The following is a 14,283-nucleotide window of genomic DNA, read 5'->3' on the forward strand; positions in this document are numbered from 1 at the left end:
CTTTCACCTCTTTAGTATTTCTAAATTAATTTTCTTCACCGTCTACTTCTTCTTTTAAAGCCTGATTATCTAAGATTTTGAAGAACGGATAATATATAGCTGCTGACAGCATTATTACAAACACTTCAAATACTGATAATTTCCAGCTTCCCTGCATTAATCCTGAAAATATTGGCGGTGTACTTGATGGAATCATTAAACCTATTGGTGCAGGTATTATTCCTAATCTGATTGAGAGATAAGCAAGCATTAAAACTATTAATGGTGTAATTAAAAATGGTATAAATATTACAGGATTAAGTATTACCGGCATACCAAATACTACCGGCTCATTTATGTTAAACAATCCACAAGGCATTACAATCTTACTAAATGCCTTATATCTTTTACTTTTTGCACAAAAAAACATAACAATTACAAGTCCTATTGTAGTACCAGATCCACCAAGTGTTGTCAAATTATATAATCCAAAATTATAAATATAAGGAACCTGCTTTCCTGCTGCTACAGCTGCTGTATTTTCACTTATATATCCCATCCATATTGGGAAAAATAATGGAAGTGTTGCATAAGATCCATGCACTCCGAAAAACCATAAAACCTGTGCAAGTATTACAAGAACAATAAATGTTGGTAATGAACATGCCATGCTTTGTAAAGGCATCTGTATTAATGAATATATAAAATCATTTGCTGTTTCAAATTTTGTAAAAGAAAATAATATTCTTACTGCTGAAAATACTATTAATATAGTAAATGCCGGTATTAATGCAATAAATGCATTTGACACCTGTTCAGGCACACCTTCAGGCATTTTTATTGTCCATTTTTTATCAACAATAAAGCAGTAAATTTTTGTAGCTACAATTGCAACTATTAATCCTAAAAATATTCCCTTAGGTCCAAGATATGATGTATTTATAAAAACATCAGCTGAAACTGCACCTTCTTCCTGAATTTCCTTTAATGGAATAAGAACTAAAAATGATGCAATTGAAATCAATACATTATTAAATGAAAGTTCTTCATGGTCAAATATCTTACAGGCATTATAAGAAACACCTATTACCATATATATGGCCATTAAATCTGTAGTAATCTTAGGAGCAAACTGAAAAAGTTGCTTTATGCCTGTCATTGTTATAAATGACTGATATGGTGCCCAGCCTATACTTCCAAGAAGTGAAAATATAGAACCTACCATAATAACTGCCATTAAACTCATACTTCCTGTGCTTAATGATTTTAAATACTTGTTATTTCCAATTTTAGCTGCAACAGGTACAAATTTATTTTCCATAAACTGCATAAATTTATTATTACTCATTTCATTTTTCTCCTTTATTTTTTGTAATTAATAATTGATGGAAGTTCATTTAAATATTTTTTTAATATAGTCTGATCATAACCATTGTTTTCAGCTATATTGCCATAAAATCTTCCGCTTGTTTTTAATGTTCTTGCAAATGTTTCTTTATCTACACTTGCAAGACCAAAAGTAGGATTATAAGTACCCCATTCCCAGTTGTCTAAAAGAGTCCAGTGAGAATATCCAATCACATCTGCTCCCATTTCCATTGCTTCTTTTAAGGACTGAAGCATTGCAGCAATATATACAATACGATATCTGTCATCATTTACTGCAATTCCATTTTCAGTAATAAGTACTGGCTTATCCTTTAATCTCATAAGCATATGTATCATAATTTCAGGACATATTTCATCACTAAAAAATGGAGTTTCAATTGGCTTAAAAGTTGATGCCTTATAATGATCTGTAAGTGTCATTTTTTTATGGCCATCTATTATCTGTCTTATATATGTATTAAGTGACCAAAAATCACATGTTCCTTTTACTTCAGGCACATATTCTGAATCTTCAAAAGGCATTGTAATTTCACCAGTTCTTATTGCATGAAAGAAAAATTCATTTTCCATATAATCAATATAATCTGCCATAAGACTATCTAACTTATCATTATATCCTCTCTTAGGAAACTTCACTGAATATGAATGAGCTGAACTTACCGGTTTTTGAGAATATTTCTTTATTATATGGTATCCTCTTGCATGATAACGTATCATATTTATTCTTTCTTTTACTGAATATTCAAAAGGTAAATTAAGCTCATTTAGTACTAACCAGAAATCAACATATTGTGCTACCTTTGGTACAACATATTCAAGATACTTTTCAAAGTATTTTAAATTATCCAAGGTTTTAAACGCATCTTTCTTATGAAACCACACAGGATGCGATACGTGATGCATAGTAAGACAAACCTTAATGTTTTCTTCCTTTAATCTTGAAAGTACATTTATATAATGATTTAAAGCTTCTTTATTAAATTTTCCTTCTTCAGGCTCTATTCTGCACCATTCTATTGACATTCTATAAAGGTTTAAATTCATATCTTTTAATAATTTAATATCATCTTCATATAATTCATAGCTGTTACATGCTTTTTCAGGCATTTCATATGGAATTCCGCCTAAGGCATACTGTGGTGCATAATTTTTATCATCATGGTATGAACAATTATTACCTTCTATCTGCTGCCCTGCAGTGGTTGCTCCCCATAAAAAGTTTTCAGGGAACTTTATTTCTGGATATTGAAATATATCTAACAATTAAATCACTCCTTAAATTTTCCTTGTAAATTTAATATAACATGAAAACAACTACATAGCCCCTTCAAAAAAGCTTATCAGTTTTCACAATACAAAATGTTTTTCAAATTCTGAAAAATATATATTATTTCATAAAAAAAGAACTGTAACACTAAAATATAGTGTACAGCTCTATTTTTTGGTGGAAATATTACATCTTAATTATTTACTAAATAATGTACAATATCTGAAAATCAGCATTTCAGTTAAATAAAGTGCCAATTCCCTTCCTTCATTATTACTATTTGATTTTCCACATACAAGTATTTTATCCGCAATATCTGCAAGCTTTGAATTAACATTCTGAGTAATAACCACTATCTTTACATTATTATTTTTTAATGCTTCTATAATTTCCATGTACTTAAAAAAATAACTACCTTCAATTGAAGTAATAATTGCCAGTGATTCACTGTCTAAATTATGTGCACACTCCAGCTGCTTTTCATAATAAGGATAAGTTTCTATATATTTTCCGGTAAGAATAAGCCTTCCCTGAAGATGTTTTCCAACACTATATGCAAACTGACTTGCAAAAAAAGCTACCTTTTCAGTTTCATAAATCTTTTTTGCAATATAATCAATATCATCATAATTTATATTATCCAATACATAATTCATATTTTCCATTAATGAATTAGTATAATTTTTAAATGCAGCTTTGATATCTTCACGACCAGTTGTCAAAAGCTCTCTTGAATAATCGTTTTCTAAAGAAAATTTAATATTGGAAACGGTTTTAAACTCGCTAAAATTGCTAAAACCAATCATTCTGCAAAATCTCGATATAGTAGCTGGCGAAACATAACATAACTCTGAAATCTCAGTTATATTCATTTTTTTTACTTTATCAAAATTATTCAGCAGTGTTAATGCAATTTCATAATTAATATCTTTTTTGGGTGCATCATTAATATACTCAAGCAACCTTAATGTTATAGAACCCATAGCTTTATATTCATTCATATCCTATCCTTTCATAAATTACACAATAATAACATCTATTTTATTTTACTAATGCTATAATTTTATGTCAATTATTATAATCATTCTATTATAAAATGCAATATTATTATAATACTTACAATTATACTTTTAGAAATATAGATGAATGCTTATTTTTATTGCACTACAACTCAAAAAGTGATACAACACATCTAATGTTATTTATAAAAAAGCGTATTTATAAATAACATTAGAATTCTATAAAAAGTTCCAAACTTTTTAGTAATCAATTTTAAAACTCCTAATCAATGGTTTCTATAAATTCTTCTAACATTCCTATTATATATTTTAACTTAGTTTCTTTTAGTTCATCTATTGTTTTATCTACAATGCACTCAATCATGAAATCTTTTTTTTGTAATTTTAATTTTTTTGTATAATCATTTATTTTCTTTCTAGAACTTAAATAACATTCAATGTCACTTTGAATACATTCACTACATCTTTCAAACTTTCTCCATTGAGTTTCATACCTCAAATTGTGAGCTTCTATTGCTTCTATTTGATTAGCCTTAAACTTATCATCAAATTTTTCTAAAAAATATTTAGGTTGATACCACTGAGAAATAACTTTCTCATTAACTTCGTTATTATATAAGCATTCTGTATAATGACCATATTGGCATTCATAACATTTTATTGTTTTTTCTATATCGTCAGAATCAATACTAACTTCTGATAATAATTTTTCATCAATAAAGAATGATTCTAATGAGTACTGATTTAAAACTCTAACACTTTTCCGTATTTTTTCTTTTATTTCTTCATCTATTTCATTATTTCTATTATTTATAATTTCATTTATTAATTCTTCTCTTCTAATACTTGGTTCTTTTGCATCAGCATCTCTTACTATTAATGTAGGTATATTAAACTTATTATTTATTAATATTTCTGCATTTGCATAAAACTTCAAATCAGTGCAATTACCTGCATCTATTACATTAAGTTTATTACTCAATCCATCTTCAATTTTATTTAATAAAATTTCAAATATCTTTTTATCATCTTTACCTTCTACAAATATTATCCCTTTATTAGCAAGGATATCATCTGACTTTATCCCTAATTCTTCTATAACAATTTTAGGATCGATATCTTCTACGATTGCACTACCTCCATTTTTTTTAACTAATTTTATTTGTTGTTTTGATAATTTACTTACAGTTATGGGGGAATGAGAAGTAAATATTACTTGGTTAGTCTTTGATATAGTTATCAGGGTATCAATCATTTTACGTTGTAACGTTGGATGTAAGTATACCTCTGGCTCTTCTATTAATAATATGTACTTAGATGTTTTACTAGATATCTCAACATACGTTTCTAATATTGATAATATTATCATACTTTGATAGCCTGTCCCACAATTGAGAATATCACTATCAACCCCAGTATTTATATCTTTAATTCTAGTTGTATAAGTTGTTCCCTTTGATATATTGACATCTGAATCAATAATTACTCTATACTCATTATTACCTATAGCTTGATTATAAAAATTAGTTATTTTTTCACCTAAAGATTCGCACCTTACTTTTGTTTCTTTTGATATAACCTTATTCAATTCTTTATAAGATATATTTTTTCCATCTATCTCTATATTGGTTTGAATTTCATCATCTAGCATTTGAATTAACTCTTTTAAATATGAATTTGTTCCTGCTGTACTCTCATTTTTAGGGTCTCTTATTGCTGGGATAACTTTCATTTGCGGTAATAATGCTTTTAAATCTGTTTCGCTTAGTTCTATTTCGTCATCTATATAAAATTTCTTCGTTACATTTTTTCCTTTTTTAGCAACTAATTTTACCGTAAAATTTTCATTTAATATCTTATATTTATTTAAAGTTTCAGCTAAATATTGAACTCGTGTATTTTCTATGTTCTCACGTTCTTTTTTTAATTTATTAATTTTAGCAGCAGTGGGTTGGTCTCCTAACTCCATTTGTAGTTTTTCCACTTTATTAATTTGTTTTTGTATTTTTTCTCCAAAAATAACCTCTTCTAAATATGTACTTGTAACACCTTTGAAACATATTTCTATCTCTATATCATTTTCATTTCCCTTATGGAAATCCATAATAGAAATGCTCTTCTTTACACTTGGAAATATACATTGTACTGCATCTAAAACTGCTGACTTACCAGTATTATTTTGTCCTATTAACGAAAATAGATTTTTGTCAATATATATATCACCAGAATCCAAAAATGATTTATAATTTTTAATTCTTATTCTGTCTATATGCATGCTATAACCTCCTCTGTAATTTGAATGTAAATATTGATTATATGTATCCGAACTCTAATCCTTCAATTAACCTTTTAAAACTTTTTTTGTCAGATAAATATTTTCCTATTAGCATCAATATATATCCATTTTTATATAAATAGCATTCTTTTTTATTGCATCTATATAATGTATTTTCATATAAATCTGCTAATGTTCCATCATAGTTTATTACAAAATCGTTCTCATCACATGAGTCAAACTCTAAAAAACTATGTTTCTCTAAAAATTCTATTGCTGTAAGAAATCTTTGTTCTTTTATTATTTCATCATCTACTAATTTATTCATTATTGATTTTATATCTATTTTATCCTTTTTATTATAGTAATTTATTATTTTATATAGCACTTTTCTTGTATCTTTATCTAAATATTGCAATTCATTTAATGCCATTTCTATATCTTTTTTCTTATATTTAAACCAATCATAATTTTTAATTATCCATGAATAAATTTCTTTTATTCTATCTTTATCAAACTTAACATCCTCGTAATCAAAATCTATTTCTTCAACCTCCAATTTTTCAAGGTTTTTCTCTATCCACTTTTCATGTTTCTTTTTCATATCTTTAAGAATATCAATCGTATATTTTTCAGGATTATCATCTATTATATGATGATGTTCTTCACACATTAAAATTAAATTATCGTATTCATCCCTATCTTTACTACTTAAATTACTTTTTCCACGTGGTCCATCAACTTTCTTTGCCACAATATTACATTCTTCTCCCGTTATTGTATGATGTTTCTCATCAACCTCCAAGCTCAATGGTTTTCTACATGTTTCATAATTACATCTATTTGCAGACTTTCCCCATAATAATTTTCTTGTTTTACCAGTTATACCCATTCAGTAACCTCCATTTTATTACTAATGTTTAATCTCAACAAATGTTCTTTTACCTTATTGGCATATGTGTTTAAGTAACTTCCCATTATAGACATAACATCCACTTCAATTCACAATCTATATAATGTATTTTATCACATAATATTACAATTATATTATATTTTTCACTTTTTATATCTTAATTTGCTAATATTATTTCATTTAAACAAAAAAATGGACTCATTTCTGAATCCACAAATCTTAATCTTCCATGATAGCTATCATATTTATTCTTTTTTAACATATATCTAAATTATCATAAATTTCTATTCCATATTTCTCTATTTGTAATTTTATTTCTTCATTAATACTATCTAAAAATACTATATCTAAAGAATATACTCCAACAAGTTCGTCTAATTCCTCTGCTATAGTACCTTTATACTTTTTATCACATAGTATACCTAAATCTATATCTGAATTATATTTATAGTTTCCCTTTGCTCTTGACCCAAATAAAACTACCTTTTTCAAACTTTTCTCTTGCTTTTTCAATAACTGTATGTAATTTCCCTTTTAATAATTCCTTTTGTATTAAAATCTTTATAAAATTTTAAAGTCATTGACTTTCCATTCTCAAAAGGATAATAAACTTTAATTTTTCCATCAACAAGTAAATAATAGTATTGAGCTTATAGAAATTCTAAGCAAGTCTTACAGACTTGCTATAGTAACTAATGGACTTACCTTAGTTCAAGATAAAAGAATCAGAAAATCTATTATAGCAAAATTTTTTGAGACTATAGTAATATTAGAAGAAATATTAATATCAAAACCAAACCCTGTGATTTTTGAACATACTTTAAAAAATATAAATTTCTTTGATAAAAATAAAGTTTTGATAATAGGCGATAGTTTAAGTTCCGATATACAAGGTGGGATAAACTCTGATATAGATACCTGTTGGTATAACCCTAACAAAATTATAAATGAAACATCAATAAAACCTACCTATGAAATCTCTAATTTTGATGAACTTAAATCTTTGCTACTTAATTCATAAAAGTATTTATAAATAATAGTAAAAAGATATAGAGCTAAATCTTATTCTATATCTTTTTAAATATTTGATAAGCTGTGCTCAGTTAATTATGATACGTCTCTCCGTATCATAATTAACTGATAATGTTTTTTATGAGGGTGTAAATAATTTTGTGTATTCCTAACTTTTTCTTAGAAATAATCAAAATTTTTTACAGAGCCTTTTTTATATTGAAAAAGGATACCTTTTTCAGTATCCTGAACCGACCCCAAAAAACCGACCTCCAAATCATTAGATTTTTGGTCTAACTTTTTGGGGTCGGTTCAGGATGAGGTGACCCCAAAAAGTCTAACTTTTTGGGGTCACCTCATCCTTTTTAGTCCTTTAATTATTTTGAACTCTCCTAAGCATATTTATTTCCTTTTCTGTAAGTCCTGTAAGATTGCTTATTGCTTCGTTATCTAGTCCCATTTTGATTGCTTTTATTGCTGTATCTGTTGCTTGTTCTTCTCTTCCCTTTTTGATTCCATCTTCAACTAGCATTTCTCCAAGCTTTGTCATACTTATCTCCTCCTTTACTTTTTCCAAATCTTTTCCGTCCAAAAACTTGTCTGCAAATGCATATAGCATTGATTCAACATCATATCTATATTGATTATCTATTTTCTTTACAAGTCTTATAGATTTTATTATCTTATCAAGTTTGCTTAGCTTTCCACTCATTATAGGTGTAAATGTTAATGCAATCAAATCTTGCTTTGTTACCTCAACATTATCATTTATTTTTTCTTCAACTTCTTTAATTACAATATCACCATCTCTATCATACATTGATATTGTTTTTACATTATATTGATTTATTCCTGTTTCTAATACTGCCTTTGCATTTTGAATTCCATTAGAATATACAACATAATAATATTATATTTATTAAATATCTCTAATGCTTCACTACTAGTTATATGGTGATTATATGCAAATCCTTCAACTGCTTCTATTATCAATAAATTCATATCATTTTCTAAGCTTGTCAAATTACATTCACCTCTCTATTTCTTCAATTTACTATCTATATTATATCCAATAAAATTAACTTAATAAAGAATATCTTCTTAATCAACTCTGGAATCTTAATAAATAAGAATTCTGCTAAACTTACTCAAAGAGTTGTTACTAAGTATGAAGTTACTTAGTTTAAACATGAAAAAAGCTGTCATTTTTATGGCAGCTTTTTTAATCCAATAATCTAAGGTTTATCATTTGTTAAATGAAACAAATTAGAATTTATAAGTACAACATCCACATTAGTAAATATGTAACATTCGCTTGTAATAACTAAAACAATTCTATTATTGCATTTATCTTGTCTTTGCTTTTTACTGTAATAATATGTTTATCTGCATATTCTGAATAATAGCATTTAATATTTTCTCCATATACTATTTCTTTTTTATATACAATCCTCACATTATCGAATATTTTATTTTTATAAATATCCTGTGGTAGAATTTCATATGCCATATCAAGATAGCTTAAGTTATGCATATGATTATTCATATCAATATCTCTTCTCTGAACAGAATATTCTTTTTCAAAAATATAATCTTCATATTTAATCTCTTCAATTTCTTCAGAAAATACCATTTTATCATTTTCTGACTCATATAAATCTGCAATATCTTCTGTAAGTCTTATAGGTCTTCTTCTTATTGTATCAATAAAAAGCCATCTTGATGTTCCTATTACAATTACATTTCCGTCTTTATCCCTAAGCTGAAAATCACGATAAGCACATAGTCTTTCTATTTTTCTTGACCATGTTTCTGCTTTGATCTCTTCATTATATTCAGGTCTTTTTATAACCTTCATCTTCCAGTCCAAAAGCATCCATACTCTTTTTTTGCTTTCAATTTCAAAAACTCCATATCCTACAGATGCTGAATGAAGTCCTCCTACATCTTCCATTATTGCAAGAAGTGCTTTATTAGTTGCTTTGTTATTAACTCCTATATCTTCTAAACCAATTTTGTAACTACTACTATATATCATAAATTTTTCACCTTTCTATTGCATTCATATGATTCTATAAACCAAATGACATTTTATCTCTATATGCAATTTTACCATATGAATTATAATTTCCCAAATAGAAAGGATATATCTTATTTATCTATAATTCCAAATTATAGGATTTGCAGAGCATAATTGACAATAAAATTTATGTAATCTACAATATACTTAACTATTTAAAATAAATATAAAGAAGGTTGTTAAAAATGAAATATTTTATAGTTGAAGGTATAATAAAAAATTCTGATTTAAGTAATGAAACTATAATGAAAGAACATATGGCTTATTCTCAAAAAGCAATGGATGAAGGATTAATACTAATGTCTGGACTAAAAGCTGATATAAGTGGTGGACTATTTATTATGAAATCAGAGTCTCTTGAAAGCGTAGAAAATTATCTAGCTAATGAACCATTAAAAGTTCATAATTTACAGGACTACAAAGTTACTGAATTTTCACCTCACTACTTTAATGAATCTCCAAATGTATGGTTTAATAAGTAGTTAAAAATCTAATACAGTTTATGTACTTGTAGAAACAATAGCATATAATTTCCAAAGTAACACTATGAGTTTTAAACTACCTAAAAAAACTCCAGAAGGATATAAATGGTTTATTCATATAAGTGGACATGAACAAAGAACAGATTGACCAGTAATTTTTCATGCATTTGAAGATGAAACTTATAATTATAATTGGGAAAATGGAAAGACTTATAATTATGAATTTAAAGATAATCCACTGATTAATACTGGTTTTGAAATTGGACTTATGAATATAAAAACACAGCAAATTGAAAATAAAATTTCTGTAATATTAAATAGTGATGGAAGAAGGTGTAAATATGGACAGTAGATAGATTTATTTTTATGCAAAACTATTTACTGTCCTATTTTTATGTGCATTTTTATTTATAATATAGAAATTATATTTATTTATAAATAATCAGTACTATATATAATTTAATATTTTGTGATTAATTCCATTACTAATTTAAAATACAAAAGCCCACATAGAAATTATCTACTTATTCTATATTTCGTACTTTTTTCATTTTTTCACATGATATATTATTACTTTTTTACCAAACCATTTTACCAGTTTTATCTAATTTATANGATGGAAGAAGGTGTAAATATGGACAGTAGATAGATTTATTTTTATGCAAAACTATTTACTGTCCTATTTTTAGGTGCATTTTTATTTATAATATAGAAATTATATTTATTTATAAATAATCAGTACTATATATAATTTAATATTTTGTGATTAATTCCATTACTAATTTAAAATACAAAAGCCCACATAGAAATTATCTACTTATTCTATATTTCGTACTTTTTTCATTTTTTCACATGATATATTATTACTTTTTTACCAAACCATTTTACCAGTTTTATCTAATTTATATCCATTTATTGTTGTATTAGCTGCCATAGATCCATCTGAATTTAAATAATACCAGCTTCCATCTGAATTTTTTAACCATCCTGTTTTCATAGATCCATCTGAATTTAAGTAATACCATTTTCCATTAACATTTGCCCATCCTGTTTTCATAGATCCGTCTGAATTTAAATAATACCACTTTCCATTAACATTTGCCCATCCTGTTTTCATAGATCCATCTGAATTTAAGTAATACCAATTTTCATTAACATTTGCCCATCCTGTTTTCATAGATCCATCTGAATTTAAATAGTACCACTTTCCATCTGCATTTTGTAACCATCCTGTTGCTTTAGTACCATCTTCTTTATTATAATACCACTTTCCATCTGCATTTTGTGACCATCCTGCTGCTTTAGTACCAGCTTCTTTGTTATAATCCAAGCTTCCATTATTGTCTTTAACCAATTCTGTTTGTATAGTTACATGAGATTTACCACTATCTAATGAATTATTACTGCTACTATGTGATCCAGAACTTGAAGAGCCTCCACTTGAGGAACCTCCTTTTGAACCACCAGAACCAGAACTTGTACTAGATGATTTAAGTTTAGAAATATTCCCAACATAATCAAATTCCTTACTTTCACCATTTGTTGATTCTAACTTAATATTTAATGTAAATCTTCCTTCTTTTGAATAGGTTGCTTTAACCAACTTAGAATCTGTAATAGACACAGAAATACCATTAGGTAATGTTAATGAATTTAAAATAGATACTATATTATCTTTTGTTGTAGTATTTGTGTAAGTAATTGAATCTAATTTTGCTTTAACTAAATCATATGCTGTATTTAAAGTAGCACTATCATCATTAGTGTTATTATTATCTGATGATGTTCCTGAAATTCTTCCAACAACTGCTGTGAAATACTTTTTGGCAGTTTTTACACATACCCCTATATATTTACCTATGTCATTTTTGCTAATTTGATAATCTTTATTTTTACCAATTAAATTATTGAAATCTGAATCTAAATTATCAAGTCTATACCACTTATATTTTACAGCTGCATCTGTAGTGAATTCATTACCATCTTCATCTAAAAGATTAGCAATTAAAGTTTCACCTTCTTCAGGTACACCACTTATTTCAAGTGTTACAGCTGCTCCTGTTGTTTCATGTTTATTTTCTCCAACTATAACATTTATACTAGCTTTTAAGTTTTTTGGATTTGTTATACCTTCAGGTAGTGATAATGTTCCAGTTAGTCTATAAGTATTTGCTATATTTCCATTATAAGAATCTACATTCCAAGAAACTGCAGCTAGTGATGGAGTATTATCTTTACTTAACATAACAACAACTGTCTTAGGTAAGGATACCTCTTGTATAGGCGTACCATTTGCCACTCTTATATCTTCTAATTTTGAAACGCTTGTTACTGTTGCCGTTATCGGCGGTTTTTCTTTTACTGCAACATTAATACTTGCTTTTACACCATTAGGATTTGTAATTCCATCAGGTAATGTTATTTCACCTTGTAATTTATATTCCTTTGCAACATTTCCATTATAAGAACGTGTATCCCAAGTTACAGCTGCTGATGTTGTAGTCTTATCACTTAAAATAATTTCTACTGTTTTAGGTAAGTTTAAATCTTCTACAGGTGTTCCATAACTTACACTAAGAGTATTAGTTACTGAACCTCTTATTATTTTCGTCTCCTCAGGTGCTTTATCAACTACAACATTTACACTTGTTTTAAATTTGTTTGACACATATGTTGTATTAAGTAATGTTACTGTTCCATTTAAATTATAAACTCCAGGACTTTTTTTGTAATTACCTGTATCCCATTTAACTGCTGCACTTGTTGTAAATGAGTCATCTATTGTTACATCTAAAGTTTTTGGTAATGATAAGTCTTTTACAGATGTACCTTCAATAACATTTATATCTTTTACCTCAGGAATGCTAACATTAACTTCATTTACCTCTACATCACAACCATTTAATTCTGCTACTGCAATTGTATCTCCGTAAACAGTTTTAACTGATCCATCTAAACGAGACGTCAATATCCATTTACCAATTTTACCTTCTGAAACATTTTGAAGTTCTAATGTACTTTCTAAATATTTATCAGAACCTACATATTCATCTGCTCCAATTACGAAAGAATAATATTTGAATCTTCCATCATTAGCTTTAACAGAATAATTAGCAGTAGTTAATGATGCCAAATTTAATTTGTTAATTCTTAAATTCTTATCTCTAGTAATGTTTGTTTTACTTACATCTAAGTTTCCTTCACATTCATTACTAACAAAATAAAATTCAAGATTCTTTAAATCAGTTATATCTAATGTATTTACATCATTAGCATATATCCATCTTAGTGCAGATGTATTAGCTTCTCCTGTTGTTATATTTTTAATATTTGAATCTCCATACATTAAATTTGAAAGAGAGTTCATATTACTAATGTCTATATCACTTAAATTTGTTTTTGATAAATTTAATGATTCTATTGATGTGAATTTTGAAAAATCAAAAGAAGTTATTGGATTACAACTAATATCTACCAATTTTACTTGTGCTAAATTATCTAATGTTAAGTTAGACAAATTACTATTTGCTAATCTTAACTCCTCTAAATTATTACAGTTACTTACAGATATACTTTTATAGTTATCACTTTTACCAAATCCATCTTTTACAGTAAAGTTACCACCTAGATGCAATACCTTCAGAGATTGGCAATTATTAAATCTTATGTCTCCATTTAATTGCAACCCTCTCATGTATATTTTGTACAATTCTTTTACATTATCAGTATCTTTCCATATAATTATTGGACGTGCATTTAAATAATTATTAACACCATCATTAGGATCATTTTCTTGAGCCTTTTGAATTTCACTAAGAAATTCAGATTCGTCCATAAATAAACTATCTATGCCTTTTTGATTAAGTTC

The 14,283-nt window shown here is 27.0% G+C and carries 11 protein-coding genes and 1 pseudogene; 2 read left to right on the forward strand and 10 right to left on the reverse strand.

Annotation, left to right across the window (positions count from 1 at the left end):
* Positions 1–25: 25 nt before the first annotated feature.
* The 6 genes from BN2920_RS14740 to BN2920_RS14765 form a co-directional block, all read right to left on the reverse strand.
* A complete protein-coding gene (locus BN2920_RS14740) occupies positions 26–1,327 on the reverse strand; it encodes a PTS sugar transporter subunit IIC (protein ID WP_083498820.1) in 1,302 nt (433 codons plus the stop codon).
* A 14-nt stretch (positions 1,328–1,341) separates the two neighbouring features.
* A complete protein-coding gene (locus tag BN2920_RS14745) occupies positions 1,342–2,631 on the reverse strand; it encodes a family 1 glycosylhydrolase (protein ID WP_058295747.1) in 1,290 nt (429 codons plus the stop codon).
* Between the two features lie 201 nt (positions 2,632–2,832).
* Positions 2,833–3,636: a MurR/RpiR family transcriptional regulator gene (locus tag BN2920_RS14750; protein WP_058295748.1), complete on the reverse strand. Its 804-nt coding sequence runs from the start codon at positions 3,634–3,636 to the stop codon at positions 2,833–2,835.
* A 280-nt stretch (positions 3,637–3,916) separates the two neighbouring features.
* A complete protein-coding gene (locus BN2920_RS14755; protein ID WP_058295749.1) occupies positions 3,917–5,929 on the reverse strand; it encodes an ATP-dependent nuclease in 2,013 nt (670 codons plus the stop codon).
* 37 nt (positions 5,930–5,966) lie between these two features.
* Positions 5,967–6,821, reverse strand: coding sequence for a hypothetical protein (locus BN2920_RS14760; protein WP_058295750.1), 855 nt, complete (start codon positions 6,819–6,821; stop codon positions 5,967–5,969).
* 276 nt (positions 6,822–7,097) lie between these two features.
* On the reverse strand, positions 7,098–7,355 hold the full coding sequence (locus BN2920_RS14765) for a nucleotidyltransferase family protein (RefSeq protein WP_307993377.1): 258 nt from the start codon (positions 7,353–7,355) through the stop codon (positions 7,098–7,100).
* Positions 7,356–7,476: 121 nt separating this feature from the next.
* On the opposite strand from BN2920_RS14765, the pseudogene BN2920_RS21085 reads away from it, so the two are divergent.
* Positions 7,477–7,863, forward strand: a pseudogene (locus BN2920_RS21085) (HAD-IA family hydrolase); the annotation flags it as partial.
* A gap of 363 nt (positions 7,864–8,226) precedes the next feature.
* Here the strand turns inward: BN2920_RS21085 and BN2920_RS14770 are convergent.
* The 3 genes from BN2920_RS14770 to BN2920_RS14775 form a co-directional block, all read right to left on the reverse strand.
* Positions 8,227–8,673, reverse strand: a complete 447-nt coding sequence (locus BN2920_RS14770) for an RpnC/YadD family protein (protein ID WP_058295752.1) — start codon at positions 8,671–8,673, stop codon at positions 8,227–8,229.
* A 38-nt stretch (positions 8,674–8,711) separates the two neighbouring features.
* A complete protein-coding gene (locus BN2920_RS21460; RefSeq protein WP_141443081.1) occupies positions 8,712–8,876 on the reverse strand; it encodes a DUF3791 domain-containing protein in 165 nt (54 codons plus the stop codon).
* 301 nt (positions 8,877–9,177) lie between these two features.
* A complete protein-coding gene (locus tag BN2920_RS14775; protein WP_058295753.1) occupies positions 9,178–9,891 on the reverse strand; it encodes an acyl-[acyl-carrier-protein] thioesterase in 714 nt (237 codons plus the stop codon).
* A 227-nt stretch (positions 9,892–10,118) separates the two neighbouring features.
* Here BN2920_RS14775 and BN2920_RS14780 point away from each other — a divergent pair, with 227 nt between their 5' ends.
* Positions 10,119–10,415: a YciI family protein gene (locus BN2920_RS14780; protein WP_058295754.1), complete on the forward strand. Its 297-nt coding sequence runs from the start codon at positions 10,119–10,121 to the stop codon at positions 10,413–10,415.
* Between the two features lie 871 nt (positions 10,416–11,286).
* Here BN2920_RS14780 and BN2920_RS14785 read toward each other — a convergent pair.
* Positions 11,287–14,250 carry an Ig-like domain-containing protein gene (locus BN2920_RS14785; RefSeq protein WP_058295755.1) on the reverse strand — a complete coding sequence of 988 codons (2,964 nt, stop codon included), beginning with the start codon at positions 14,248–14,250 and terminating at the stop codon, positions 11,287–11,289.
* Positions 14,251–14,283: the final 33 nt, after the last annotated feature.

It is taken from the genome of Clostridium neonatale (assembly GCF_001458595.1).
Classification (GTDB): domain Bacteria; phylum Bacillota; class Clostridia; order Clostridiales; family Clostridiaceae; genus Clostridium; species Clostridium neonatale.